The sequence below is a fragment of the Sorangium sp. So ce363 genome (assembly GCF_051520435.1).
GTDB lineage: Bacteria > Myxococcota_A > Polyangia > Polyangiales > Polyangiaceae > Sorangium > Sorangium cellulosum_B.
The window spans coordinates 8,443,176-8,469,622 of sequence record NZ_CP150333.1; the positions used below are offsets into that span (position 1 = coordinate 8,443,176).

Consider the following 26,447-nt stretch of genomic DNA (forward strand, 5'->3'; position numbering starts at 1 on the left):
GGCGGTTGTCGTTGCGGCGGCTGCGGCGGTTGCGGCGGTTGTCGTTGCCACTGTAGCTAGCCCTGAGGCCGGCGAGGCCGAGCGATAGAGCCCTGGAGGGAGACGAGGAGCGCGAAAGATCAAAAAAAACACCTTCCCGTCTCCCCCGGCTCACCACGATCGCGCGACGGTGCGCGGTCTGGTGAGATCGCGAGTTTCTTCTCTCCTTCGCTTGTCGGGGCACAGCTCCCCGAGCACCAGGATTGGACCTCTTTTACCGAAGGTGCAGGACGGCCGCTCGTCGAAGCGCCGCCGCGCTGCGCTTTCCTGGAGATCTCGCGTGGCCACTCAACTGCCCAGCTCAGCGACCACCGCTCCCTCGCTCGAGGGGACCGCCCCGCCTGCGCCGGCCGAGGCGCGCGAGAAGCTCGCGCGATCACGCGTCCTCATGGTCGGGCTCGAACCGTGGGGCGTAATCGCGGCCACCGAGCTCGCGTGTCTGGGCGTCGGCGCGCTCCACGTCCTCGACGACAGGGAGGTCACGGCCGACGATCTCGGCCCCTTCGCCGAGGCGGATCTCGGAAAGGATCGAGCGCGCTCGCTCTCCACGGCGCTGTCGCGGCTCGCCCCCGGCTGCGCGGTCACGCCCGGGACGCTGCTCGCCGCCGCGGAGCGCCCGATCGTCCAGGAGGACACCGGCTGGGACCTGATCCTCGCCTGCGTCTCCGGCGATGATCTCCTCGTCCTTCAGGGCGTCGCCCGCTTCGCTCACGCGGCGTCCGTCCTGTCGCTCAGCGCGCACCTCGAGGGGCTCGAGGCGGTGATCGGACCGGCCGTCGTGCCGGGCGAGACCGCATGCTGGGACTGCTGCCGCCTGCGGAGGCTCGCTCTCAGCAATCAGCCAGAGGCGGATCACGCGCTCCACGCGTCGCTCCTCGCCGCGCGCCCGGAGCGCCGCGGGCGCACCTACCTCGCCCCGATGCCGGCGTTCCTGGGCCACGCCGTTGCGCTCGCGGCCGTCGATCTGCTGGTGAACCGAGCCGCGTCGCGGCTCGCGGGACGGTTCATGGTCCAGGGCCTGGTCGACCCGGAGGCGTCGCTCCACGCCGTCCTGCAGATGCCCTGGTGCGCGGTCTGCGGCGGCGCCGCCGAGGCCCTCCGCACCGGAAGCGCACGTCGGGGCGCGAGCGCACACCTACGCGACGCACCCGACGCCGCGGCGCTCCGGCGGATGCTCGCCGGCGTCGTCGACGCGCGGGCGGGCATCGTCCACCGCCTCACGCTGGACGCGGCGAGCCCGGCGCTCGCCCCTGAGGCGTGCGTCACGGCCACGGCGTTCCTCGGCGAGTACACCGACGGCTCGCCGCACGCCCGCCGCTCGCGCGAGCCGCAGGCCGGCATCGGAAAGGGCGTCACAGCCGTCGAGGCCCTGATCGGAGCGACCGGCGAGGCGGTCGAGCGCTACTCTGCCGAGCTCGTCGACCGAAAGCAGCTCCTTCGCTCCTCGGTCGCCGGCATGAAGGGCGACTTCATCGCACCGGAGCAGCTCTGTCTCTATAGCGAGGAGCAGTATGCAAAGCCCGGATTCCCCTACGCGCGGGTCGATCCGGCCGCGCCCATCGACTGGGCCCTCGGGCGCTGGATGGACACCGGCGCGCCCGTGTACGTTCCGGCGCTCCCGACCTACTTCGGCTACTGCGCAGGACACCACGCCCACTTCTGCCAGGTGACCTCGAACGGGCTCGCCGCGGGCGCGACGCTCGAGGGCGCGTCGATGGGGGCCGCGCTCGAGCTCATCGAGCGCGACGCGTTCATGATCTCGTGGCTCGCTCGCCGGCCCGGGCGGCGCATCTTGCCCGACGACTCGCTCGACCCCGAGCTGCACGAGATCGCCCGGCAGCTCGAGGAGCACGGCGCCCGGATCGAGCTGTATCTGCTCGACGCGGGCGTCTCGGTCCCCGTGGTGATGTGCGTCGGTTACGGCGACGGCAAGCGGTGGCCCGGCGCGGTGGTCTCGATCTCCGCCCACCTGAGCCCCCTCACCGCGATCCGGAAAGCCATCCTCGAGCAGGGCCAGATAGGCAATTACGCCTTCCGCCTGATGACGGGCGAACACGTCGCCATCCCCGAGCGGCCGGAGGACGTGCTCACGCTCGAGGATCACGCGGTCTACTACCTCCCCCCGAGCCGCGCCGCGGCCTTCGCCTTCCTCCGCGGGGGAAGCACGGTGACCGCCGCCGAGCTCGAGGAGCCCGAGGAGGTATCGCTGTCCGAGCTCACCCGGCGCGTGCAGGCCGCGGGGCTGCGCATCGCGATCGTGGACGTGACGTCGCCCGACCTCGCGGTGACCCCGTTCCGTGTCGCCCGGGCCCTCGGGCCCGCTTTCCAGCAGATCCACTTCGGCCACCAGCTCGCTCAGCTCGGTAATCCGCGTCTCCGTTCGATGACCCCCCACGGCATCAACCCTGACCCTCACCCGATGGCCTGAGAGAGGACACCATGGCAAGGAGCAAAGAGGCGGACATTGCGCGGCTCTATCATCTCCAGTCCTCCCACGTGAGGTCGCGACCGCTGGAGCCGCCGTTCGACGGGGATCTCCAGCCGCTCAACTTCCGCACCTACGTCGGCTCGGCGCGCACGCCGCTGCCCGGGCACGATTTCGCGATCGACGCCCCGCTCGGCGCGGTGATGGAGCAGCGGCGGTCGCATCGCGAGTTCGCCCTCAGGCCGATGTCCATCGAGGCGCTCGGGCGGCTCCTCCACGCGAGCTACGGCGTCCGTGGCACGCGAAACGTCGAAGGGGCGTGGACCTGCGATCGCCCGGCGCCCTCGGCCGGCGGCCGGTATCCGCTCGAGATCTATGTCGCGACGCAGGCCGTCGACGGGGTCCCGGACGGCCTGTACCACTACGACCCCCGTGCGCACGAGCTCGAGCTCCGCCGGGAAGGCCTCGCGCACGCCGCGCTCGTGGATCTCACGGCGGGTCAGGACATGATCCTGAACACCAATGTCGTGGTCATCATCACGGCGGTGCCGTTCCGCACGATGTGGAAATACGGCCAGCGCGGATATCGCTTCTTGTGGCTGGACGCCGGGCACCTGGGCCAGAACCTCTATCTCGTCGCGACGGCCATGGGCCTCGGCCCGGTGGCGATCGGCGGATTTTACGACGAGGAGCTCAAGACCTTCCTGGCGCTGCCGGCGGAGGAAGACACCCTGTACATCGTCTGCATCGGTCAGCCCGCGCCGGCCGAGGGCCGGAACGGCCCTTAGCGTGCCTGAACCAGAAGCGTCGGAGAGCACCATGCCCAGCATTCGACTCAGCCGCTCGGCCAGCATCACGCCCACCGACGTGGGCGTCATCCTCCGCTCCGATCTCGGCACCTTCCAGCTCACCGGCCTGGACGTGAGCGCGTTCGTCGAGCGGATGGTGCCGCTGCTCGACGGGTCGCGCGACCGGGAGGCGCTCGTCGAGGCGCTCGCGGACTACTCGCGGCAGAGCGTGACGGCGTTCCTCGACCTGCTCGAGGCGCGCGGGCTGGTCGAGCCGGTGCCCGCAGAGGCGCCGTCCGCCGACGGCGAGCGGCTCCGCGGGCAGCGCGAGTTCCTCCGCAAGTGGTCGTCGGCCCCGGAGCAGGCGGCGCAGCGGATCGCGAACACGCGCGTGCTCGTGGTGGGCCTCGAGCCCTGGGGGGCCTCGGCCGCCCTGGCGCTCGCGGGGGCGGGCGTCTCCGCGCTCCGCCTGATCGACGGCGGCGCCGTCGGCACGCGCGACGTCGCGGTGGTCCGCGCGCGGGGGGAGGCGGCGCTCGGCGCGCCCCGCCGCGGCGCGGTGGCCGCGCTGATCCGCGAGCACGCGCCGCTCTGCCGGGTGGACGAGAGCTCCTCCGCCGCGCTGGAGGGGGACGACCTCCTCTCGCCGGAGGGGCGCCCTCACCTCCTCGTCGCGGCGGTGCGCGGCGACGACGCGGAGCTCCTGGAGCGCGTCGCGCGGTTCGGCCATCGCGCAGGGATCGCCTCGCTCTTCTCGCACCTGGCGGGGACGACGGCCGTCCTCGGCCCCCTCGTCTTCCCGGGGAAGACGGCGTGCCGGATCTGCGCGACGACCGAGGCGCTGAGCCCCTCGCCCGCGGCGCGCTCCCTGGCCGAGCCCGCGCCGCACGCCGGCACGATGGGTCAGCTGCTCGGCCACCTCGTGGCGATGGAGGCCCTCAAGGTGCTCTCGGCGTACACGCCCTCCAGGCTCGGGGGCAGGTTCCTGATCCAGGACCTCGCGACGCTCGAGACATCGCACCACACGCTCGTGAGGTTGCCCTGGTGCAAGATCTGCGGCGAGGGATGACGCGGGGCTGGAGGTGCTCTAGCCTGCGGCCGTGAAGAGGCCTCCCCTTCCAGCCGCTTCCCGCATCGCCGACGCGCCCGCCGCCGGCGCCCCCCGGCAGCCGGACCGCCGGTCGGTCCTCGACCGGACGGACGTCTCGCGCGCGCGGTCGCGGTCGACGCCGCGCGCCCATGGCCCGGGCCTCGCGCCATGATCGGTCGAACCCTCGACGACCGCTACACGATGCTCCGGCTGCTCGGCCAGGGCGGGATGGGCGCCGTCTACGAGGCCCGGCACGCGGGCACCGGCCGCCGCGTCGCGGTGAAGGTCATCCTCGGCCAGGCCGCGGACGACGAGCTCGTCCGCCGCTTCCAGCGCGAGGCGCGCGCGGTCGGCGCGGTCGAGTCGGAGCACATCGCGCAGGTGTTCGACACCGGGCGCGACCGCGAGACCGGCGCGCCGTACATCGCGATGGAGTTCCTCGAGGGCGAGGACGTGCAGGCCCTCATCGAGCGGCTCGGCCCGCTCCCGGTCGATCTCGCGCTCCGCATCGGGCTGCAGGCGTGCCTGGGGCTCGAGCGCGCGCACGAGGCCGGCATCGTCCACCGCGACATCAAGCCGGCCAACCTGTTCCTCGCCAGGAAGCAGGGCGGCCAGCGCGTGATCAAGGTGCTCGACTTCGGCGTCGCCAAGGTGACGGACAACAGCCTCGGCAACGGGGGGATGACGAAGAGCGGCGCGCTCCTCGGCTCTCCCCTCTACATGTCGCCCGAGCAGGCGCGCGGCAGCGGCGCCATCGACGCGCGCTCGGACGTCTGGTCGCTCGGCATCAGCCTGTACCACGCCCTCTCGGGCCATCGGCCCAACGAGCACCTGACCGGCCTCGGAGAGCTCGTCCTGGCCATCTGCACGACCCCGGTGCGCTGGATCCAGGAGATCGCGCCCTGGGTGCCGCCGGAGGTCGCGCACGTGGTGCACCGGGCGCTGGTGATCGATCCGGCGGGCCGCACCGCGAGCGCCGGTGAGCTCGCGGCGGCGCTGCGCGCGTTCCTGCCGGGCGGCGAGGCGATCGTCGAGGCGATGCTCGTACCGCTCGACGCCGCCACGCGCGCGTCGCGCGCGTCGTTCGGCGCCATCTCGGCCCCCCCGCACGCCTCGAGCGCGCCGTTCGGCGCTGCGCTGACCCCGCCGCGCGCGTCGGCCGCGCCATTCGAGGCCGCGGGGCGCCCGTCAGGCGGGCAATCCGGGCCGTATGCGCTGTCGGCCACGGCGCCCGCCACGAGCGTGCGGCTGTCGAACCGCCCCGAGCGTCCGGCGTCGCGCCCGCCCGTCGCCCTGATCGCCGGCGGCGTGCTGGCCGCCGCGCTCGCGGGCGGGGCGGGCGTCTACCTCGCGGTGCGCAGCGCGCCGCCAGTCGCGCCCGCGCCCTCGGCCGAGCCGGCCCCGCCTGCGCGCGCCGAGACTGAGCCGCCGCCTCCGTCCGCCGGCGTCGAGGCCAGGCCGACGCCGCCCGCCAGCGCCGAGCCGCCGCGCGCCGACACGCCCGTGGATCCGCCGGCCGCGGCCTCGTCGACGCCCGCGGCGCTGCCCTCCGCTGCGACGACCGCGCGCGCCGCCGCGTCGGCGCCGGCGAGCGCCGTCGCTCGCCCGCCCGCGCCGAGGCCGTCTGCGGCCAGGCCGCCGCCCCAAAGGCCCCCGAGGAATGACGATGACGAGACATCGAGGAAATAGCCGCGTCGCGTGGTGTGTCGCCGCGCTCCTGTCGCTCTCCGCGGGTGTCGCCCGCGCGGAGCCGTCCGCGGATCAGGCGGCCGCGGCCGAGGCGCTCTTCCGCGAGGGGCGCGATCTCGTCGCGCAGGGCAAGCTCGCCGAGGCGTGCCCCAAGTTCGCGGCGAGCCAGCGGCTGGACCCGGGCTATGGCACCCAGTGGAACCTGGCGGACTGCCTCGAGCGGCTCGGCCGCACCGCGAGCGCCTGGGCGGCGTTCCGCGAGGCGGCGGACATGGCGAGCCGGGCCGGCCAGGCGGACCGCGAGGCGAAGGCGACCCGCCGCGCGGCCGATCTGGAGAAGAAGCTCGAGCGCCTCGCGATCACGGTGACCACGCCGGCGGACGGCCTCGTCGTGAGGCGCAACGGCGCGGTCCTCGACGCCGGCGCGTGGGGCGCGCCGCTCCCCGTCGATCCGGGCAAGCACCGCGTCGAGGCGACCGCGCCCGGCAAGAAGCCGTTCTCGGTCGAGGCGCAGACCGCCGGCCCCGGCCTAGTCGTCACCGTGGAGGTCCCGCCGCTCGAGGACGACCCCGCGGCGACCGCGGCGACCCCGCCGCCCGGCGCGCAGCCCGGGCCGCTCGCTGCGCCGCTCCAGCCGGCCGCGGGCGGCGACGGGGACAGCGGCGCGGGCACCCGCCGCACCCTCGCCTTCGTGGCAGGCGGCGTCGGCGTCGTCGGCGTCGTGACCGGCTCGATCTTCGGGCTGCTCGCCAGCTCGCGGTGGAACCGGGCCCAGGACGATCACTGCCGGACCGAGACGCTCTGCGACGCCCGCGGCGTGGCGCTGGTCGAGGACGCCAAGAGCGCCGCGAAGCTGTCCACCGCCGGCTTCATCGTCGGCGGGGTCGGGCTCGCGGCCGGCGTCGCGCTGTTCGTGACGTCGCTCGGCGACACGGAGCCCGCAGCGGCGCGGATCGTGGTCACGCCTGCCGTCGGCACGACCGGCGGCGGGCTGGCGATCCACGGCCGCTTCTGACGCCCGGCAGCGCCCAGCGCCACGGCGCGCCGCCGCAGCGGCCGGGCCCGCCGCGGGCCAGCCGCCGTGCCCGGGAGGGCGCGACGCGCCGCTCCCGGGCGAGCGCGCCTCACTCGTCGATCACGAACTCCACGCGGCGGTTCTTCGCGAGGCTCGCCGGGTCGGTGCCCTCGGCCACCGGCCTGTCCGACCCGAAGCCCTCGGCGGTGAGCCGGCCCGGGCTGACGCCCTTCTGGATCAGGTACTTCCGGACCGCCTCGGCGCGCTGCTCGCTCAGCTCCTGGTTCAGCTCGGGCGTGCCGGTCTCGTCGGTGTGCCCCTCCACCCGCAGCCGCTCGATCTCGGGGTTCGCCTTCATGACGAGCGCCACCTGATCCAGGGTCCTGTACGAGTCCGGCTCGAGCTCGGCCGAACCGGTCCGGAAGCGAATGGTGTCCCGGATCACAAATTCACCCTGCTCGTACGCGACCCGCGGCTCGCCCTTGTCTGGGCAGCCGTCGTCATCCTCGACGCCGTTGATCGTCTCCTTCTCGTCCGGGCACTCGTCGTCCGCGTTCGGCACGCCGTCCTTATCGTCGTCGGCGTCCTCCTCGGGGCAGCCGTCGCTGTCGTAATCGGCGTCACGATCCTCCGGGACGTCGGGGCACTGGTCGCGCTCGTCATCGACGCCGTCGTGGTCCCTGTCGTGCGAGGTCGGCGTGTACTTCACGCCCGCGAACACGCGGAAGATCGGCACGCCGTAGCCGGCCAGCGCGCCGATCCCTGGGCCCGCGGTGATCTCCCACTCCTCGCTCGGGTTGATCTTCACGTAGCCGAGCGCCTCGAGCGGCGTCTCCTCCTCGTTGAGGTTGTCCGCGGCGATGCCAATGCCGCCGTTCGCCTCGGCGCCGATCTCGACCTTGCCGTCGATGCCGCCGAAGCGGTAGCCGAGCGCCGCGGCGTACGTCAGCTCGCTCGCCGCCTCGACGTTCGCGTACGTCGTCCCCTCGCGGATCGCGACGCCCGCGTTGACGCCGAACCTGAGGCCGGGCGCGAACCGGTGATCGAGCACGATGCGCGGCCAGAACACGACGTTGCGCGCGCCGCCCGCGAAATCTCCTGTGTGCGTCGGGACGCGCAGCTCGGCCACGAGACCGAGGCCGATGGAGTCGCGGTCGTCGAGCAGGCGCAGCTTCGGCACGAGCCGGATGTCGCCGAGGCCCGCGAACGACGGAGAGCCCTCGCCCGACTGCGCGAGGAAGAACGGGATGTCGAGGCCGAGCGCGAACGGCTCGGCGATCGTGACCGACGCCATGAGATCGGCGCCCAGACGGCCGCTCACGATCTGGCTGCGCACCTCGCCGTCGCCCGTCGCGACGATCAGCGGGTTGCGCGCGTAGTTCAGGAACAGCCCGAACGCCCATGGATCGCCGGGCTCGCGGACGCCGGAGCCCTCCGTGACGACGAAGGCGTCGTGGGTGACGGCCGGCTTGAAGCGCTCGACGTCGATGTCCGTGCTCTGCGCCGACGCGGGCGTCGCGGCGGCGAGGACCGCGCAGGCAGCGCAGGTGATGGCGGCGAGGATCGGTGCGCGCATGGTTCTCCTCTTCATCGGCTTCATCGGCCGGCTCCGGGTCCGCGGCGCGGGCGCCTCCGCAACCGGAGCGCGAGCCCGCCGGCGGCGAGCAGCGACAGGGCTCCCCCTCCGTACGGCGCGGGCCCCGCCGCGCAGGCGCAGGCGCCGCCCTGGACCGCATCACCCGGCAGGAGATCCGGCTCGCCCGGGCCGCCCGCGCCGCTCGACGCCCCGCCGTCGACGCAGCGCCCGGTCGGCGCGCAGCGCAGGTCCGCGCCGCACTCGGACGAGCCCGGCGAGCACGGGCCGCACTGCCCGCTGACACACACGAGGTCGCCGCACTGGGCGTTCGACGTGCAGGTGTCCCCGGGCGTGGGGACGCACCGGTGGTCCGCGGAGCAGTCCTCGTCCGCGTCGCAGTCGACATCGTCGACGCACGACACCGGCAGGATGCAGTCGCCGTCCACGCAGATGCCCCTGCCGGCGCAGTCCGCGTCGCGCGTGCAGCCGGAGGGCGGGACGATCACGTCGGGCACGCGATCGCCGTCCGCATCGCCGGCCACGCACGGCGCGGAGAAGCCGATGTCGAGATCGCCCGGCCCGAGCGCCGCCGCGTCGTTCACCGACCGGAAGTACAGGTTCGCCTCGCACGACACGCCGACGCCCACGATGTCGAGCGCGATGGATGCCTGCGCGTACCCCCGCGTCGCGTCGTTGATCAGCAGGGGGTCGAGGTCCGTCCCTGCCTCGGTCGCGACCTGCGCGTCCGTCACGTCGAGGGGCTCGTACCGCCCCGACGCCCCGGAGAAGGACCAGACCCTCACGAGCGTGCCGTCGCCCTTCACGCCGAGCACGACCTCGTAGCCGCCCGGCGACCCGTCGTTCGTGAACCGGTCGTCGATCCCCGCCGTCGCGGCGGTGCCGCCGGTCTGCCGGTTCCTGTCGGTGTCGATGAACACGAAGAGCGTCGCCTCCCCGCTGATCGCGGCCGTCTCCGACACGTACCCGCGCACCCAGAACCGCCCGTCGGCGGCGACCGCGTACGCGGAGCGGAAGTCGATCGATCGCTCCGGCGCGTCGAAGGTCTCGCCGTCGCCCGCGACGTCCTCTTCGCCGTAGGGCCACCGCGGCTCCCCGGTCCTGTCGATCGCGACGATCTCGTCGAGCACCGGCGTCGTCCGCCCGCCCGTCCACGTCTGAGCGGACGAGCTCCTCGGAAGGAGCGCGACGCCGAGCGCCGCGCCTACAGCCAGCGGCGCGGCCCACGAGCGCCCCCGCGCGCACCCATCTTTGTGTTGTGCCATGGCGGGGAGCATCCTCGCACAGGTCGCTGCAACCCTTACAAATGAAAGGCGATTCGCGCCCAGAGTGCGCAAGGGTGCGCGCCTGCAATACCATGCATCCACACCTTCGTTCGCGCGCGAGCGGGAAGCGGGAGAAGCGCTCACCGTCGGTGCGATGTCGATGCGCTCACCCTCCGTGCCGATTGGGCAGCTGATCATCGCTCCTCCCTCCCCGCGCGCACGAGGCGCGGAGAGCACGGTAGAGGGCGATCGCGCGCGCCGGAGGCGCGGCGGCCCGAGCGCCGAGCGACCGTGACGCGGGCGACCGAGCGCCCCTTCTTTTCATCACCGAGCGGCTCGCCGGGGCCTCCGGCGCGATCACCTGGCTTGGCCACGCGCCCGGGTTCTGTAACTGTCCCGCGGTCAGTTACGCGTCGCTGCGCCGCCGTGGGCTCGGGGGGTCCGAGCGCTGGCGCCTGGCCTCGCGAGATGAATCCCTCTTCCGATCGAAGGAACCGCGATGCACTGCACACTCCAGAAACACCGCCCCGGAGCGCTCCGTGTGGCTTGCCTGCTGCTTGGGTCGCTCGCCGCCGCGTGCTCGGGCGAGGGCCCGGCGCCGCTCGAGGGGAGCGCGTTCGACGTCGAGCGTTACGACCTCCGGGGCGAGTTCGACTGGGAGCGGAGCCGCCTCGTGGCGACGCTGGGCCTCACGCTGTCGCTCACCGGAGACGGCCCGAGGACGGTGGTCCTCGACAGCGCCGTCGCCGAGGTGAAGGAGGTCCGGCGGAAGGGCGGCGGGGCGCTCCCGCACGCGCTCGATCCGCAGCGCCAGGCGCTCGCGATCGACCTCTCGAGCGAGCCCGAGGCGATGAGCGGCGCGCCGATCGCGCTCGAGATCGACTACGAGGCGCTCTCCGGCGACGCCCTCCGCGCGGTGCCGGCGCGCATGGGCGATCCGGTCGCCGTGCGCGCCGTCTACACGGTGTCGGAGCCGCTCGGCGCGTCGCGGTGGATGCCGTGCCACAACGCGCCCTCGGACCGGGCCATCTTCTCGATCGCCATGCGCGTCGACGGCGGCGAGGCGCTGATCGCCAACGGCGATCTCGTCGGCGACGAGGATCTCGGGGCGTCGGGCCACCTCGTCCGGTACGAGACCGCCTACACGCTGCCGCCCTACCTCATGGCGTTCGCGATCGGCGACTTCGAGGTCGAGCGCGGGACGAAGGGCGATCTCCCCGTCGCGGTCTGGCACCGCCGCGGGTTGCCGGGCGATCACGGCAGGATGGTGGACGAGCTCGCGCGCGCCATCGGCCGCTTCGAGGAGCTGCTCGTGCCGTACCCCTTCGAGAAGTACGCGCTCGTGCTCCTGCCGGACTTCTCCGTGGGCGGGATCGAGCACGCGAGCATCAGCTTCCAGCGCGAGGAGCGGAGCACGCAGCCCGCGCTCGCCTCGGATCTCTTGCTCACGACGCACGAGCTCTCGCACCAGTGGTTCGGCGACCTCGTGACGGTGGAGACCTGGGACGATCTCTGGATCAAGGAGGGCATGGCGACGTTGCTCGAGCAGGAGGGCGTCCGCGTCTACACGGACGAGAGCGGCGCGGGGACGCTGAACGGCGACGAGCTCGGCCCCCGGGACGGCGACGCCGTCCGCGATCCGTCGCTCGCGCCGGGCGAGAAGTACACGAGCGGCCCCTACGGCCGCGCCGCCTGGCTGCTCACCCAGATCCGCAGCCTCGCCGGCGAGGAGGCGTTCTGGTCGGCGCTCCGCGGGGTGCTCGAGGAGCGCCGGTTCGGGACCATCGGCACGGACGATTTCCTCGACGCCTTCGCGCCGGCGCTCGGCCCGGAGGCGGCTGCGCGCGCGCGGCGAGCGGTCGTGGCCAAGGCGCTCCCGTGGCTCACGGTCGACCCCGCGCCCTCCGGCGGGGCGTTCGTGACGGTGCACGATCCGGAGGGCGCGCTCGTCGCGCCCCTGGAGCTCGCGTGGGTGGCCAGCGACGGCCCGACCCGCGTGCAGACGCTCACGCCCGGCGAGCGCGTCGAGGTCGTGCCCGCGCGCCCGGGCGAGCTCCTCGTCGTCGATCCGCAGGACCGCCACCCCGAGTGGGCCTTCCTGACCACCGACCGCGATCTCGAGGCCTACGCCGCGACGCTCGCCCCGCGCCGTGTCCCCGCGGACCCCGAGGGCGTCTCGTGCTTCCTCGACGTGGGCGGCGCGCACCAGCTCGCCGCGCTCCAGGACGGCCTGCCCGAGGGGCTCGCGCCCGAGGAGTTCGAGGCGTTCGTCGAGGGCCTCGACGGCGAGGCGGCCCGGGCGGTATCGCTCGCCGCGGCGTGCGACGTCGCGTGCGCGCCGGGCCTCGACGCCGACGTCCGCGGCGCGTGGTCGAGCGTGCTCACCGGCCTCTTCGCTGGAGCGCCTTACAGCTACGGCCTCGACTACGTCGGAAGCTACGCGTCGTGCAGCGCCGTCGTGTCCCCCGAAGCGCTGTTCGCCGAGGACTGGTCCGCGCTCGAGACCGGGCTCGCCTCGGGCGGCGTCTCCGACGTGCGGCTCCAGTACCTGTCCAAGTTCAAGCTGCCGCCCGAGGCGGCGCTCCGCACGTGGGGCAGGGTCGCGCAGATGGCGAGCTCGGTGCGCGCGCGCGTGCTCGCGATCCGGCACCTCGCGACGTACGTGGACGGGCTCGACCCGGCTGCCCTGTCGGTCTTTCGTGCCTTCTTCGCCGGCGTGCTCGGCGCGACCGATGTCTCCGACGTCCTCGCCGCGGATCTCCGCGCCGTGGTGGCCTCCGCCGCGCCCACGGCGGCCGGCAACCAGGGAGCGCTGGACGGCCTCGCCCGGGTGCTCCGCTCGCCCGCGGCCCGCTCGGCCCACCCCGCCGCCGTCTGCGCGGCGTTCGCGTTGACGAGCGGTGACGAGCAGGCTTTCCGCCGCTTCGCCGCGGGGGTCGAGGGCGCCGACGTGACGGACACCACCGCCGAGCTGCTGCGCTCTCCCGTCCATTGCCTCTGACGCTCGCTCGCCACGACATCGCCTCTCCCCCCGCCGGCCTCGCTCCATGGCGAGGCCGGCCCTCTACGCGGCAACCGAACGCTGCTATGCTCCGCTGCCCATGTCGGAGCTCGTCCAACTTCTTCGCCAGAACGCCCCGATTGCTCGCATCGCCGAGCACCTCGATGGCCTGACGCACGAGGAGCGCCGCAGCGCCCTGTCGACCACGACGCGCGCGGATCAGCGGGCGCTCTATGCCGCCGCGAGCCACGCCCCCCCGCTCACGCTCGACTTCTTCGTCCCGGACGGCACTCCGCGCCGCGTGGCGGTTCATCACGAGGGCAGGAACAGCCTTCCTCTCCCGTCCACATTCCGCTTCTTCGAGAAGCGTTTTGCCTTGCCCGAGGACGGCAGCGCGCGGCTCTTCGGTTACAACGAGGGGCTCACGCGTCCCTGGATTGGCCCGGGTTTCTTCGTCGCGGTCCCGACGGCCGGCAATCCTGCGTGGCAGGAGCGTGGCGCCATCGTGATCGACTACTTCCAGGTCCCTGACGGCCCCGTACCTGACGGTTGGCCCCGGGTCGTCCCCAACACCAAAGGACTCCAGTTCTTCGTCTACAACGGAACCCGTGATTTCATGCGTCGGGTCTCGAAGGACGTGTCCATCGGCGCGGCGTTCAAGGGCGAGCGTTCGCTCGACCATTACTTCACGCTCTGCCGCTCGCCGTCCGCCTAGCCGATCCCTGTCGGATCGTATTCCCCCGTCCCCCATCGACACGGCGATAGGCCCCTCCCCCTCCCAGGCGTTAACCAAGCTCGTTCGGTCACGCTAAGGGCGCGAAGCCGGCCCTCCTCCACCGGTCACCAACGTGAACGTGAACGTTTACGTGGTCGTGGTCGTCAACGATAGGTCGTGAACGACCACGACCACGTAAACGACCACGACCACGACCACGTAAACGTTCGGATGTAGGAGAACGCGGCGCGAAGCTTGGTGAACGCCTATGCCCCCTAGTTTGGCTGGGGCCCCCCGCCCAGCCGCGCCAGCATCCCCTTTCGCAGGAGCCCCACCTTGTTCCGCATCGCGGTCACCTGTTGCCGCATCCCGTCCGCCTGCTCCGCGAGGTCGACGATCCCCGCGGCCGTCGCCGCCTGGGCGAGGGCGCGCGCCTCGTCGGCGAGGCGCCCCATGCGCCCTTCCACCTCGTCCATCGCTGCCACCACCTCGTGGATCTGCTCCGGCGTCGTCGCCTCCCGCTGGCGCGCCGCGGTCTCCTGCACCAGCTGGTTGATGCTCCGCCCCTCCTCCCCGAGCGCCGCGAAGCGCTGGAACAGCTCCCCGAGCTGCTCCGCCCGCCGCTTGATCTCCTCGCCGCGCGCCGCGAGCGCCGTGGCGGTCGCCTCGTGGCGATCCCGCGCCGCCGCGATCGCCGCGATGAGCGACCCGAGCGCCATGCTCACGCGCTGCTGCGCCTCGGCCGCCTCGGTCGTCGACTTCGCCGCGCGCTCGATCCCCTTGCGTGTGTCGAGGGAAAGCCGCCGCGCCGACTCCGCGAGCTCCTCGAAGCGCACGAGCTCGCGCTCGAGCGCGCACGCCGCTTCCGCGAGCTCGCCCCCGCCCTTGCCGTGATCGTCCTTCCCGCCCCCGCGGCCGTTCTTCTCGCGCTTGTTCACGTCACACTCCCTGCGCTGCCTGTCCACCTCCTGGGAGGCCCCGCCGTTTCGCCTGCAAGCGATGTTCGGACCGGTGTACTGTATCAAAACGGCGGCTCGTACGTCGAACGCACCTCGGAGGAACGGATGCGAAGCGCGTGGCTCGTCCTCGTCGGAGTTCATGCCCTGCTGGGCTGCGGGGCTGCGCCGCGGAGAGAGCCGGCCGCCGACGCCGACCCCACGCACGCCGGGGTCGCCGCCCCGAGCGCTGTCCCGGAGGGCTCGACCCGCGAGGCGCGCGCCGCCCTGCGCTCGCCCGAGGAGAAGGAGCGCGCCGCCCTGCGCCCGCCCAGGAGCACGCGCGCCCGCGACACCGCGCCCGAGGCCCCCAAGCCGCGCGCCCCGATCCCGCTGTCCGACAAGGCGAGCACGCCTGTCCGCTCCGCCGGAAACAACCGTCCGCCCGCCCGCTCGCCCGTGAAGGAGCGCGCCCCGATCTCCCGCCCCACCCCCATCCCCCTCCCCGGGAAAGGCAGCGCCGCGCGCTCGATCGAGGCCGACTGCAAGGCGCTCGGCCCGGAGGTCCAGAAAGCCTCGAGGATGATCGAGGTGCTCCGGCAATCCGACCTGAACACGCCGCCCGACGTGCTCGGGAGGATCGCGGATCGGCTCGACCTCTGGGCCCGCGCGGCCGCGGTCCAGGCCTCCGATCCGGAGCTCGCCCAGGGCGCCAAGGACATCCGGGAGAGCTTCGCCCGGACCGGCGCCGCGGCCCGCAAGCTCCAGGCGTCGCTCGGCGCTCACGACCGCAAGAAGGCCGGTGTCGCCCGCGCCGGCCTGGAGAGGGAGCTCGACCAGGACGCCAAGGCCGTGAGGGGCATTGCCGCCCGTTGCAAGAGCAACCCCTATGACCCGATCAAGGGCAAAGCCCACATCCCGCCTCACGTCGTGCGGAGCGTCGTCCAGGAGCGCTTCGGCGAGATGCGCGCTTGCTTTGAAAAGGGCCTTCGCCAGAACCCCAAGCTCCAAGGGCGCCTGCCCGTACACCTCGTCGTCGATGGCGAAGGGAAGGTCACCTACGCGGGTGACGCCGACCGCCCGCCCGAGGACGCGCCGCTCCTCATTGCGCTGCCCTCGCCCGGCGCGACGCCGCCGTCGTCGCCCGCTCCCCCGCTCCGCGACGCCAAGGTCGTCGGCTGCGTGCTCGACGTCTTCCGGGGCCTCCGATTCCCCTCCGCCGCAGACCGCAAGAGCGTTGCCACGGTGGTCTATCCCGTCGTCTTCGGTGTGGACGACAACCGCTCTCCAGCGACCTCCTCCAGGTGACGCAGAGCGCAATCGCGGCAGCGAGGCGCTGGCCCCTTGCCGTCCGGGCGAGGCCGACGCCAAGCACGCTCAGCCTCACTTGCGCCACTTGCAAAGTTATTTCCTTCTCAGGGGCCTAAGGGTAAGCATTCCGCCGATGAAGCTCTCGCTCACCGAGCTCCAGGACATCCGCCGCACGCTCGCGGCGCGCATCGTCTTCGGCCTCTCCACGCCCGGCACCGAGATCGCCGCGCTCCCTGCCTATCTCGCGCCGCCGCCGGGAGGGATGATGGGCCGCGCCGTGGTGGTCGACGCTGGCGGCACGAACCTGCGCGCCGCCATCGTGGAGCTCTTGCCGGGCGGCGAGTCGCGCATCGTCGCCGGGCCCGTGCCTGCGAAGTTCCCGGGCGGGCCGGAGATCACGGGCGACGCCTTCTTCGACGTGCAGGCGGAGCTGGTCGAGCGCCTGGGCGCCGTGCACGGCTTGCCGGTGGGGTACTGCTTCTCGTATCCGTCGGAGACGCTGCCGTCGCTCGACGCGCGGCTGCTCCGCTGGACCAAGGGCGTCCAGGTCGCCGGGGTCGAGGGCACCAGCGTGGGCGAGCGGCTCGGCCGGGCGCTCGGCGCGCGGAGGCTCCGGCCCGGTCCGGTCCGGGTGCTGAACGACACGGTGGCGAGCCTGCTCGGGGGTGCCTTCGCGCACGGCGGGTCGCAGCCCGCGGCGTTCATCGGGCTCATCGTGGGGACGGGGACCAACATGGCCACGTTCCTCCCCGCCGGCCGGATCCCGAAGCTCAAGACGGGTCACTTCGTCGCGCCGATGGCGGTCAACCTCGAGAACGGAAACTTCAACCCTCCGCACCTCCAGCCGCTCGACGCGGAGCTCGACGCGAGCTCCGAGAACCCCGGCGCGCAGCGGTTCGAGAAGGCGGTGTCCGGGGCCTACCTGCCCCGGCTCTTCGGGCGGCTGTGTCCGGACCATGCCCCGCTGACGAGCTCCGCGGATCTCGTGCGGCTCCGCGACGAGGGCGCTGACGAGGCGCGGCGGGTGGCTGGCGACCTGCTCCAGCGCTCGGCCGACCTCGTGGCCGCGGGGCTCGCGGCCGTCACCGACGTGCTCGACAGCCCTCCTGGGGTCGGCATCCTGGCGGAGGGCAGCCTCTTCTGGGGCGATCCCCGCTATGCGCCGCGGGTGCAGGAGACGCTGCGCGCCCTCGTCGGCTCCCAGGTCGAGCCCCGGATCGCCCGGCTCGAGCACGTCAACCTCATCGGGTCGGCCTGCGCCGCGCTGTTCGCCTGAACGGCTGCGCGCCGCTTCCCTGCGCCGCTCGCTGCGCCGCGCGAGAGGCGCCGGGCCTTTCGGCGCGCAAGCTGCTCGGCCAGGGGGGAGCACAGGGATGCCCGGGGATCTTCGCCATGGCCTGCCTTCGCGGGACCGGTCGAGCGCGGCCGCGCCCGCGTCCGCCTGGCTGTGCGGCGTCGCCGTGGGGGGTCCGAGGCGGCAGGATCACACATTTCTGGCCGAATCCGTTTTTTGCGACCACCATGACGCAGCGTTGACCCCCTGGGAGGAGCTCGGCCGGTGATGTGTGAAACAACAGCGCGCTTCGGCTCGACCGTACCGGTCGGGCGGGTGGGGCGCTTCCGGTCGTCGCGGGCGGGCCCCGGTAGCCGGAATGGCTATTGTCTTTAGAGAGATGCTCCCGTCGAACCGCAGACTCGCGTTCCGCAGGCAGCCGCACCTGCTCGACGACACCGGGAGCGTCGGCGTGTGGATCACGCAGCCGGCGGGCATGGTCGTTCAGCTCTTGCGGGAGACGGTGGCGACCGGTGAGGCCGCGCGGTTCATCTCGGTCGACGCGTACCAGAAGCTCGTGGGCGTCATGCGCCCGGGGGAGCGGGCGTTCTTCATCTACGACATGGCGCTCATGGTGCGGTACGAGAGCGAGGCGCGCATGATCCTGACCCAGTGGGGGCTCAACGTGCGCGACAAGATCGAGCACATCGTCGTCCGCCCGCCCCCGGAGATGAACAAGCTCGGGCGCATGGGGATCCAGACGATCGCGGCGGCGATGAGCCTGGCGGGGGTGCAGCTCGACATCGTGGACGACATCGAGCCGTTCCTGCGCGAGCAGAACCTGCGGCCGCGGATCAGCCTCACCTGAGGTCGGGTCGGAGAGGTGAGGCCCTCGGCGCGCTCGCCTCGGCGTGGCCCCTCGGGGGCACGCCGAGGCGGAGTTGCGAGGTCGATCCCTCGTCGGGTCGGATCTCGCCTTGACCGTGGCCATCGATACACGGCTGTACCGTCTCGATGGCGGCACGACATGCGCTCTCGCCGCCGTGGCTGTCAATCGCCGCGAGGCGCCCTTCAACGTGGTCAATTGGGTTGTTCGGATCGACTCCCGGGGGCTTTTGCGATGTCCTCCGCGGCCTCCTCTCGGGCGGCTCGCTCCGCTCTGCAGTGCTCGCAGTAGCGCTCAGCGTCCCAGCTGACGTCCTCGAGGCCCAGCCTCCGCACCCACGCGAGCTCCCACCTCTCCCTCGCGCTCAGTGGATTCATGTTCCCCGAGCGGGGCATGACGCTGGTGTTGTTCCGTCGGTGGTTGGACATGGGCGGGCGCTCCTCCCGAGCTGCGGTCACCCATTCTGCCGTCAACAACGCTGCTCGCCAAGGGTTCTCTCGCCTGGATCGTCCGCGAAAACGATAACTTACGTTTGACTGTCTGAAACTGTCACGGCAACAGATGATTTCTTTTCACTGCTTGCGGCGCTCGCCTGTCGATGGACTCCGGAAACCAGAAGGAACAGCAACAGAACGATCGATGCCCCCCGGTCCGTGCGGCAGGCGCCCGACCTGCTGGAAGCACAGCAGGCGATCGATACCAAGCTTCTTGTAAGCGTTCATCTCCTCCTGGCATGTATCCGGGCTGCCGACGATGAGCGCGTCCTGCTCTTTCATGGGGCTGCTCGGCCTCGCGGTGGGCGGCACCATCGGCGCTCGCGTCCTCTTGCGCGACCTCGGCGCCGCTCTCCGGCGCGACACATGCTCCGGTGCCAGAAAACCAACAGATGCTCGCCCTCGAACCGTGCTGTCTCCGGGTACTGCGCCAACTTGAAGCTGATCTTCGACCGGGGCATATCCGCACATGAGACAGGCTATCAGCCCCTGCCGTCCTCACACGACCGTCCGACGTCAGCGCTCGAGCTCGCGGAGGTTCGGCTTCTGAGACCCGCTCCGCTGCCCGCTTCCGCAAGGCCTCAGGGTGGCGTGCTCCAGCTCCACGAGGCGGTAGGTCGTGCTCGGATCGGGCAGGCCGTTCGCCATCGTCGCGGGTGCGCATACCGCGGCCGGGACGACGGCGAGGACGATGCCTGGGCCATCCTGTTCGTCCATCGTCCGTCGCGACGGCCCGGCGATCGGGGCTCCCGCGCTGCGGGTTTCGGGCGCCGGTGCCCAGCGCGGCGCCGAGATGTCGCTATGCTCTCCCCCTCGCACCGAGCGCAGACCGCGCATCCGGCCGCTCGCGCGTGAACGGGGGCGGTCAGCACGAGGCCCATGGACGACGTCACAGCTCAGCTCGTCAAAGCCTTGAGTTCTGCCGGCTATGAGCAGTTCGAGGCGGTCGCCCGCACGAGATCGGGTGCGGTGTTCCGCGCGGTCGCGCCGTCGGACGATAGCGCCGTCCGCTCCGTGATTCTCAAGATCTACACCGACGAGAGCGACGGCCCTGACCGAGAGGCAGCGGTGCTCCGCCGCCTGAGGCGCACCTTTCAGCTCCTCACCCTCGGCGGCACAAGGTGCCTGGAGACGCCGGACATCGGTGGTGTCTCCGTCACCAGTGTCTGCGCCCGGCGGCGACTCGCGATCGACGAGGCGCTCGCGATCGGCGCCAGGGTCGCGGGCGAGCTGTCCAAGGTGCACCGCGCCCATGTCATCCACAAGGATGTCAATCCTTCGAACGTCGTGTGGAACGAGCGCACGGGCGCTGTTCAGCTGATCGATTTCGGTGTCGCGAGCGAGCTGGCGCTGGAGCAAGCGGAGCTCGCGCCGCCGTCCCAGATCGAGGGGACGCTCGCATACATGGCGCCCGAGCAGACGGGCCGCATGAACAGGCCGCTCGACGCCCGCGCCGACCTCTATGCGCTGGGCGTGACGCTGTACGAGATGCTCACGGGCCGCCGGCCTTTTGAGACGAGCGACCCGCTTGATCTGGTGTATTGCCACCTCGCGCGCGTCGCCGCCCCGCCGCGCGAGGTCGACCCCGGTATTCCCGAGGTCGTGTCCGACATCGTGCTCCGCCTGATGGCCAAGGAGCCGCAGGATCGCTACCAGACGGCCTGGGGCGTCGAGGCGGACCTCTGCTCGTGCGTCGAATCATGGCGCCGTGCGCGCCGGATCGAGCCCTTCCCGCTCGGCCGGCGCGACGTCCCCGATCGGCTGGCGATCCCCCGCCGGCTGTACGGTCGCGACGAGGAGATCGAGGCCGTCGCGCTCGCCCTGGAGCGCTCCTCCGCCGAGGGGTGCGCGGAGCTCGTGCTCGTCGGCGGACCGCCAGGGATCGGCAAATCGGCGCTGGCCCATGAGCTGCTGCGCTCCCTGACGGGCAAGCACGGGCTGTTCGCCACGGGCAAATGCGACAGGCTCCAGCGCGCGACGCCGTACGACGTCCTCGCCAGGGCCCTGCAGGACGTCGTGCGGCACCTTCTCGGTGCCGAGCCCGACGCCGTCGCGTCATGGCGGCAGGCGCTCCTCTCCGCGCTGGGCGAGAACGGCGCCCTGGTCGCCGCGCTCGTGCCGGAGCTCTCGCTGCTGATCGGGCCGCAACCGCCTGTGCGGGAGCTCGATCCCGTGGCGGCGCGCAACCGCTCGACGCTGGTGCTCCGCGGGTTCGTGCGCGCGCTGTGCCGGGACAGCCAGCCGCTGGTCCTGTTCCTCGACGACCTCCAGTGGGCGGACGCCGCGACGCTCGACCTGCTCTGCGAGCTCGCCGCCGATCCGGACCTGCGCTTCTGTTGCATGATCCTCGCATACCGCGACAACGACCTCTCCGAGGGGCACCCCCTGCGCGCAGCGATGGAGCGCATGCACAACGGTGCCGCGCGGGACACCTCGCTCGCGCTCTCGCCGCTCCCCGAGCGCGCCGTCGTGGAGCTCATCGCCGGCGCGCTGCGGGCCCCGGCCCCGCGCGCGGCGAGCCTCGCGCGGATCGTGGAGCGGAAGACGGGGGGCAACCCGTTCGTCATCGGCCAGCTCTTGCAGCGGCTGCACCTCGACGGCGTCATCACGTTCGACCCGGCCTCCGGCTCCTTCACGTGGGACGAGGCCCGCGCCGAGGCCGCGCCGATGGCGGAGAACGCCGCCGAGCTGCTCCGCACGCGGCTCGGCGAGCTCTCGCCGGCCGCGAGGGAGGCGCTGTGTGTGGGCGCGTGCCTCGGCGACACGTTCGACCTCGGCACGCTCGCGGCCCTCCGCCGCGCCGCTATGGAGGACACGCTCTCGGACCTGCGGGAGCCGGTGGAGGCTGGGATGCTGATCCCGCTCCGCCTCCGGGCGCCCGCCGGCCACTCCTCGGGCGCGACGTTCGCGTTCGCGCACGATCGGATCCGGGAGGCGGCCTATGCGCTCATCGAGGAGCGGGATCGGCCCGCTGTGCACCTCGATCTCGGACGGCGGCTCCTCGCGATGACGCCGGCCGAGCGCCTGGACGAGCGCCTGTTCGTGATCCTGGACCAGCTCAAGGCGGGGGAGGCGCTGCTCGCGGAGGAGGGGGAGCGGATCGAGGTGGCCCGGCTGTTCCTGCGCGGTGGCCAGCGGGCGCTCGGCGCGGCGTCGTTCGAGGTGGCCGCGAGCCTGCTCGGCGCCGGCGCCCGGGCGCTGGGCGAGCAGGGCTTCGCGCGGGCGCGCGAGCTCGCCGTCTCGCTGTACCGGGCAGCGGGGCTCTCGGCCTGCCTCGTTGGTGATTTCGACGGCGTCGAGCGGCTCGCCTCCGTGCTCTCCTCCCACGCGACATCGGTCCTCGACGAGGTCCAGGCCGACGGGCTCCGCATCCGGAGCGCGCAGGCCCAGGACCGGAACATGGACGCCCTGCGCCTGGGCTTCCGCGCGCTCGAGCGGCTCGGGCTCACGTTCCCCGACAAGCCCACGACCGAGGACGTGCAACGCGCCATCACGGTCATTCGCGAGCGGCTCTCGGGCAGGGAGGTGGAGGAGCTCGCGGCGCTGCCCCCGATGCGCGACCCCAGGATCCTGCTCGCCCTAGAGATCGCCAGCCAGATCATGGCCCTGGTGTTCCAGTACGCGCCGGAGCGCCACCCGTTCCTCGTCACGCAGCTCGTGCGGCTCTCCATCGATCACGGCACCGCTCCATCCACCCCGCTGTGGTACGCGTACTTCGCCGCGCTCCTCGACCTCCACGGGGACGTCGAGGGCGCGGGGCGCTTTGGCCGGCTCGTCATGCAGGTGATGCCGCGGCTCGGGTCCCGCGAGCTCCTGGCCAAGCTCACGATCCTCATCGAGGGCGTGGTCCACGCGCGCACGGCGCACTTCCGCGACACGCTCGAGCCGCTGCGCCTGGGGTACCAGGAGGGCGTCGCGTACGGAGATTTCGAGTGGGCGGCCTACTGCGGCTTCGCGTATTGCATGTACGCCTACCTGGCCGGCGCGCCGCTCCGCGGGCTCTCGCACGAGATCATTGGGATGGCCCGCGCCTTCTACAAGCTCCACCAGGAGCCGACCGCGCGCGAAGCCGCGGCCCTCGAGCAGGCCACGATGAACCTGCTCGGGGAGGGTGGACAGCCGACGGTGCTCCAGGGCGAGGCCTTTGACGAGCGGACGATGCGCCCCGTCATGGAGGCGAACGGCGAGCACATGAGCTTGTTCGTGGTCGCCATGGTGCGGATCCTGCTGCTCTGTCTCTTCGGCGACTTCCGGGGCGTGCTCGAGGAGCTCGAGCGAGCCGAGCCGTGGCTTCTGGCCGGGCGCGGGCTGCCTGCCCACTATCCGCGGCTACAGGTCGCGGTGGCGCTCTCGTGTCTCATGCTGGCCGCGGACGAGGTCGGGGACGGTCGCGCCGCGCGGATCCTGCGCGCCGAGGCCATCCTTGACGAGGTGCGGGCGGCGACGCGGTCCGGCGCGGCGAACCTCCGGCACCATGTCGCGCTGCTCGATGCTATCGGGTCTGCGCTCCGAAACGACGATCCATGGGCCACGGCCAGGCTCTACGACGAGGCCGTCGCCGGGGCGGAGGCGGAGGGCTACGTGCAGGACGCCGCGTTCGCGTGCGAGCTCGCCGGCCGCTTCTGGTTGGCGTCCGGCAAGGCCTTCCTGGCGCGCGCCTACCTGGAGCGCGCGCGGCGGCTCTACGCCCGGTGGGGCGCCGTGGCCAAGGTCGCGCAGCTCGAGCAGCAGTACGCGAGCCTCCTGCCGGTGCACGCCCCCATGGGCGCGCTGATCACGACCTCGCAGGCGCCGGCCGTCCTGCTCGACGCGGCGTCGCTCTTCAAGGCGCTGCACGCCATCACGAGCAGCCTGACGCTCCACGAGCTCCCGACGCGCCTCCTCTCCACGGTCATGGAGAACGCCGGCGCGCAGCGGGGGGCGCTCTTCGTCGAGCGGGAGGGCGCGCTCGTCCTCGAGGCGGCCGGCGACCCGTCCCGCGGGGCCGTCCGCGCGGGGGGCGTACCCGTCGAGCGCGCCGGCGATCGCGCGTGCCTATCCGTCGTGCGCACGGTGGCGCGGACCCGGGCCCCGATGGTCCTCGAGGACGCGCGCACGTCTCCGGCGACGCGCGACGATCCCTACGTGGTGTCGCGACAGACCCGCTCCATGCTGTGCGCCCCGGTCCTCTCGGGGGGCGCGCTGCGCGGCGTGCTGTACATCGAGAACGACCTCGCGACGGGCGCGTTCACGGCCGAGCGCGTGGAGGTGGTCGGTATCCTGTCGGCCCAGGCCGCCGTCGCGCTCGAGAACGCGTTCCTCTACGACGACCTCGCGCGCCTGCTGGAGGAGCGGACGCGCCTGCTCGCGCTGGCCGAAGAGGGGGTTCGGGCGCGCGACACGTTCCTCACGCTCGCCGCGCACGAGCTGAGGACGCCGCTCACGCCGCTCCTGATGGAAGTCCAGGTCCTGCTCCGGGACGCGCGCGCCGGCGGGACGAGGGCCGTGGGGCCGGAGCGCGCGGCCACGAAGCTGGAGCGCGCCGCACGCCAGATCGCGCGCCTCGAGCGGCTCGCGAACGATCTCCTCGACGTCGCGCGCCTCTCTGCGGGCCAGCCGGAGATGCAGATGGAGCCGGTGGATCTGTCACAGGTGGTCCGCGACGTCGCCGCGAGCCACGCGGTGGCGCTCGAGCACGCAGGCTCGACGCTGTCCGTCGCGGCGGAGCCGGGGGTCGTGGGCGTCTGGGACCGTGCGCGTCTCCGGCAGGTGGTGGACAAGCTGCTGTCGAACGCCGTCAAGTTCGGGGAGGGGAAGCCCATCGATGTCCGGGCCGAGGGCGACGGCGGTTGGGCCCGGCTCGTCGTGCGCGACCGCGGCGCCGGCATCCCCCACGCGACGCAGGCGCGGCTCTTCGGGCGGTTCGAGCGCGGCGTGTCGGAGCGCCATTTCGGCGGGCTCGGCCTCGGGCTGTGGATCGTGCGGCGCGTCGTCGACGCGCTGGGCGGGAGCATCCGGATCGAGAGCGAGCCCGGCGCGGGCGCCACGTTCATCGTGGAGCTGCCGCGCGAGCCCGTACGGGAGAGCAGCCGGCCGAGCCCGAACGCGCGGACGAACCGACAGGCGCCGTCGGGCGCGCTTCACAGCCGCGCCGGAGGGACGGGGTGATGTCTCCCGCCGTCGCGGCCCTGCGCACCGCGACCTGGCAGCGAGACGGGCGGGGAACTGGGCCCCTGATTCGCCGTCTTCCGTGGCGATCCATCCAATTTCGTTCGACCCAGGGCGAGCACACGCACGCGCACGCCGGACGAGGGCGTGAGTTCGAAGACGGAAGATAGAAGAGGGACGAGGGAGGCGGGACGACGCCGGCGGAGCGGCGATGAGGACGGGGATCCGGCTGGTCGTCAGTGCCCGCCGCCGGTGCCCTTGATGTCCAGCTGAGGACGGGAGGGGTGCGGCCAGTCGAGGTGGAAGAACTTGCCACGCGGCTGATCCGTGCGCTCGTAGGTGTGCGCCCCGAAGTAGTCTCGCTGCGCCTGCAGGAGGTTCGCAGGCAGATGGGCCGCACGGTACCCGTCGTAATACGACAGGGCCGACATGAACGCAGGCGCCCAGACGCCGTTCTGCGCTGCGATCGACACCACCTTGCGCCAGTTCGCCTGCCCCTGCTTGATCTGATCGTTGAAGTACGGATCGAGCAGCAGGTTCGTCAGGCCCGGATTGCGCGTGTATGCCTCCGTGATCTTCTGGAGGAAGCGGGCGCGGATGATGCAGCCGCCGCGCCAGATGCTCGCGATCGTGCCGAAATCAAGCGTCCACTTGTACTCCGCCTGCGCCGCCGCCATGAGCTGGAAGCCCTGCGCGTAGGCGCAGATCTTCGAGCAATACAGCGCGTCGCGGATCGCCGTGATCGTCCCCTGCCGGTCCGCGACCGGGGTCGGGGTCGGGCCAGAGAGGTGCTTCGAGGCCTCGACGCGCTCGTCCTTCAGCGCAGAGAGGCAACGGGCGAACACCGCCTCCGCAATGGCGTTCGCGGGGATGCCCATGTCGAGCGCGTTGCTGCTCGTCCACTTGCCCGTGCCCTTCTGCCCCGCCGTGTCGAGGACGAAATCGACGAACGGCTTGTCCTTCTGGACAGGGTCCTTCTGCTGGAGGATATCGGCGGTGATCTGGATGAGGTACGAGTCGAGATCTCCGCTGTTCCACTCGGAGAAGACCCGGGACATCTCGTCCTTCGACATCCCGAGCAGCCCGTCGAGAAGCGTGTACGCCTCGCAGATGAGCTGCATGTCGATGTACTCGATGCCGTTGTGGACCATCTTCACGTAATGGCCCGCGCCGTTCGGCCCGATGTACGCCGTGCAGGGGACCCCGCCCTCCACCGGCTTGCCGGGGGACGCGCCCTCGATCGGCTTGCCGGTCGCCGGATCGACCTTGGCGGCGATCGCGCGCCAGATCGGCTCCAGGTGCTGCCAGGACGCCGGATCGCCGCCGGGCATCAGCGAGGGGCCGAAGCGCGCCCCCACCTCGCCGCCGGAGACGCCCGAGCCGAAGAACTTGCACTGCTTCGCGTACTCCTGCTCCCGGCGGATCGTGTCGGTCCAGAGCGAGTTGCCCAGATCGACGACGATATCGTCCGGCTCGACGCCCGCCTCGATGAGCTGCTTGACCACCATGTCCACCGGCGGACCGGCCTTGACCAGGATCACCGCCTTGCGCGGCTTCTTCAGCGCGCGGACGAAGTCCTTCAGCGTCTCGCAGCAGACCAGGCCGCCGGGCGTGCTCGGGTTCCTCGCGACGAAGTCCTTCGCGACCTGCACCGTGCGGTTGTACACGGCCACCTTGAACCCGTGGTCGGCCATGTTGAGCGCGACGTTCTCGCCCATGACGGCCAGCCCGATCATGCCGATGTCGCAGCTGGATGTGGCATCATTCATCCCGGTTCTTC

The 26,447-nt window shown here is 72.3% G+C and carries 17 protein-coding genes; 11 read left to right on the plus strand and 6 right to left on the minus strand.

Features of this window, described 5'->3' with window-relative positions:
* Positions 1–319 precede the first annotated feature (319 nt).
* From WMF12_RS31675 to WMF12_RS31695, 5 genes are all read left to right on the plus strand, one after another.
* Positions 320–2,467, plus strand: a complete 2,148-nt coding sequence (locus WMF12_RS31675; RefSeq protein WP_437851377.1) for a TOMM precursor leader peptide-binding protein — start codon at positions 320–322, stop codon at positions 2,465–2,467.
* An 11-nt stretch (positions 2,468–2,478) separates the two neighbouring features.
* Positions 2,479–3,252, plus strand: a complete 774-nt coding sequence (locus WMF12_RS31680) for a SagB/ThcOx family dehydrogenase (protein WP_437851379.1) — start codon at positions 2,479–2,481, stop codon at positions 3,250–3,252.
* Positions 3,253–3,283: 31 nt separating this feature from the next.
* Entirely contained in the window at positions 3,284–4,321 is a 1,038-nt protein-coding gene (locus WMF12_RS31685) for a TOMM precursor leader peptide-binding protein (protein WP_437851381.1), read from the plus strand.
* A gap of 189 nt (positions 4,322–4,510) precedes the next feature.
* On the plus strand, positions 4,511–6,031 hold the full coding sequence (locus tag WMF12_RS31690; protein ID WP_437851383.1) for a protein kinase domain-containing protein: 1,521 nt from the start codon (positions 4,511–4,513) through the stop codon (positions 6,029–6,031).
* On the plus strand, positions 6,009–7,046 hold the full coding sequence (locus WMF12_RS31695; RefSeq protein WP_437851385.1) for a hypothetical protein: 1,038 nt from the start codon (positions 6,009–6,011) through the stop codon (positions 7,044–7,046). Before WMF12_RS31690 ends, WMF12_RS31695 begins: the two co-directional genes overlap by 23 nt.
* 109 nt (positions 7,047–7,155) lie before the next feature.
* Here the strand turns inward: WMF12_RS31695 and WMF12_RS31700 are convergent, their stop codons facing one another.
* Positions 7,156–8,622, minus strand: a complete 1,467-nt coding sequence (locus WMF12_RS31700; protein ID WP_437851387.1) for an OmpA family protein — start codon at positions 8,620–8,622, stop codon at positions 7,156–7,158.
* Positions 8,623–8,642: 20 nt separating this feature from the next.
* On the minus strand, positions 8,643–9,905 hold the full coding sequence (locus WMF12_RS31705) for a hypothetical protein (RefSeq protein WP_437851389.1): 1,263 nt from the start codon (positions 9,903–9,905) through the stop codon (positions 8,643–8,645).
* Between the two features lie 499 nt (positions 9,906–10,404).
* Between WMF12_RS31705 and WMF12_RS31710 the strand changes: the two genes are divergently transcribed.
* Positions 10,405–12,906: a M1 family aminopeptidase gene (locus WMF12_RS31710; RefSeq protein ID WP_437851391.1), complete on the plus strand. Its 2,502-nt coding sequence runs from the start codon at positions 10,405–10,407 to the stop codon at positions 12,904–12,906.
* Between the two features lie 100 nt (positions 12,907–13,006).
* Positions 13,007–13,621, plus strand: a complete 615-nt coding sequence (locus WMF12_RS31715; protein ID WP_437740398.1) for a hypothetical protein — start codon at positions 13,007–13,009, stop codon at positions 13,619–13,621.
* A gap of 275 nt (positions 13,622–13,896) precedes the next feature.
* Here WMF12_RS31715 and WMF12_RS31720 read toward each other — a convergent pair whose 3' ends face one another.
* Entirely contained in the window at positions 13,897–14,559 is a 663-nt protein-coding gene (locus tag WMF12_RS31720; protein ID WP_437851393.1) for a hypothetical protein, read from the minus strand.
* Positions 14,560–14,685: 126 nt separating this feature from the next.
* On the opposite strand from WMF12_RS31720, the gene WMF12_RS31725 reads away from it, so the two are divergent.
* The 3 genes from WMF12_RS31725 (at position 14,686) to WMF12_RS31735 (ending at position 18,008) form a co-directional block, all read left to right on the plus strand.
* Positions 14,686–15,864 (plus strand): hypothetical protein, encoded by a 1,179-nt coding sequence (locus tag WMF12_RS31725; RefSeq protein WP_437851395.1) that lies wholly within the window; start codon positions 14,686–14,688, stop codon positions 15,862–15,864.
* A gap of 136 nt (positions 15,865–16,000) precedes the next feature.
* Positions 16,001–17,143 carry a hypothetical protein gene (locus WMF12_RS31730; RefSeq protein WP_437851397.1) on the plus strand — a complete coding sequence of 381 codons (1,143 nt, stop codon included), beginning with the start codon at positions 16,001–16,003 and terminating at the stop codon, positions 17,141–17,143.
* Positions 17,144–17,519: 376 nt separating this feature from the next.
* Positions 17,520–18,008 (plus strand): hypothetical protein, encoded by a 489-nt coding sequence (locus tag WMF12_RS31735; RefSeq protein WP_437851398.1) that lies wholly within the window; start codon positions 17,520–17,522, stop codon positions 18,006–18,008.
* A 590-nt stretch (positions 18,009–18,598) separates the two neighbouring features.
* Here the strand turns inward: WMF12_RS31735 and WMF12_RS31740 are convergent.
* On the minus strand, positions 18,599–18,802 hold the full coding sequence (locus WMF12_RS31740; protein WP_437851400.1) for a hypothetical protein: 204 nt from the start codon (positions 18,800–18,802) through the stop codon (positions 18,599–18,601).
* A gap of 234 nt (positions 18,803–19,036) precedes the next feature.
* Positions 19,037–19,237 carry a hypothetical protein gene (locus tag WMF12_RS31745; protein WP_437851402.1) on the minus strand — a complete coding sequence of 67 codons (201 nt, stop codon included), beginning with the start codon at positions 19,235–19,237 and terminating at the stop codon, positions 19,037–19,039.
* A 162-nt stretch (positions 19,238–19,399) separates the two neighbouring features.
* Between WMF12_RS31745 and WMF12_RS31750 the strand changes: the two genes are divergently transcribed.
* Positions 19,400–24,667: an AAA family ATPase gene (locus WMF12_RS31750; protein ID WP_437851404.1), complete on the plus strand. Its 5,268-nt coding sequence runs from the start codon at positions 19,400–19,402 to the stop codon at positions 24,665–24,667.
* A 236-nt stretch (positions 24,668–24,903) separates the two neighbouring features.
* Here the strand turns inward: WMF12_RS31750 and gndA are convergent, their stop codons facing one another.
* On the minus strand, positions 24,904–26,436 hold the full coding sequence (gene gndA / locus WMF12_RS31755) for an NADP-dependent phosphogluconate dehydrogenase (RefSeq protein ID WP_012238664.1): 1,533 nt from the start codon (positions 26,434–26,436) through the stop codon (positions 24,904–24,906).
* Positions 26,437–26,447: the final 11 nt, after the last annotated feature.

Bases quoted from the DNA above. Each gene is read 5' to 3' on its own strand.
- WMF12_RS31730 (WP_437851397.1), top strand. From the start codon at position 16,001: ATGAAGCTCTCGCTCACCGAGCTCCAGGACATCCGCCGCACGCTCGCG.
- gndA (WP_012238664.1), bottom strand. From the start codon at position 26,436: ATGAATGATGCCACATCCAGCTGCGACATCGGCATGATCGGGCTGGCC.
- WMF12_RS31710 (WP_437851391.1), top strand. From the start codon at position 10,405: ATGCACTGCACACTCCAGAAACACCGCCCCGGAGCGCTCCGTGTGGCT.
- WMF12_RS31690 (WP_437851383.1), top strand. From the start codon at position 4,511: ATGATCGGTCGAACCCTCGACGACCGCTACACGATGCTCCGGCTGCTC.
- WMF12_RS31715 (WP_437740398.1), top strand. From the start codon at position 13,007: ATGTCGGAGCTCGTCCAACTTCTTCGCCAGAACGCCCCGATTGCTCGC.
- WMF12_RS31740 (WP_437851400.1), bottom strand. From the start codon at position 18,802: ATGAAAGAGCAGGACGCGCTCATCGTCGGCAGCCCGGATACATGCCAG.
- WMF12_RS31695 (WP_437851385.1), top strand. From the start codon at position 6,009: ATGACGAGACATCGAGGAAATAGCCGCGTCGCGTGGTGTGTCGCCGCG.
- WMF12_RS31700 (WP_437851387.1), bottom strand. From the start codon at position 8,622: ATGCGCGCACCGATCCTCGCCGCCATCACCTGCGCTGCCTGCGCGGTC.
- WMF12_RS31745 (WP_437851402.1), bottom strand. From the start codon at position 19,237: ATGGACGAACAGGATGGCCCAGGCATCGTCCTCGCCGTCGTCCCGGCC.
- WMF12_RS31750 (WP_437851404.1), top strand. From the start codon at position 19,400: ATGGACGACGTCACAGCTCAGCTCGTCAAAGCCTTGAGTTCTGCCGGC.
- WMF12_RS31680 (WP_437851379.1), top strand. From the start codon at position 2,479: ATGGCAAGGAGCAAAGAGGCGGACATTGCGCGGCTCTATCATCTCCAG.
- WMF12_RS31735 (WP_437851398.1), top strand. From the start codon at position 17,520: ATGGCTATTGTCTTTAGAGAGATGCTCCCGTCGAACCGCAGACTCGCG.
- WMF12_RS31705 (WP_437851389.1), bottom strand. From the start codon at position 9,905: ATGGCACAACACAAAGATGGGTGCGCGCGGGGGCGCTCGTGGGCCGCG.
- WMF12_RS31685 (WP_437851381.1), top strand. From the start codon at position 3,284: ATGCCCAGCATTCGACTCAGCCGCTCGGCCAGCATCACGCCCACCGAC.
- WMF12_RS31725 (WP_437851395.1), top strand. From the start codon at position 14,686: ATGCGAAGCGCGTGGCTCGTCCTCGTCGGAGTTCATGCCCTGCTGGGC.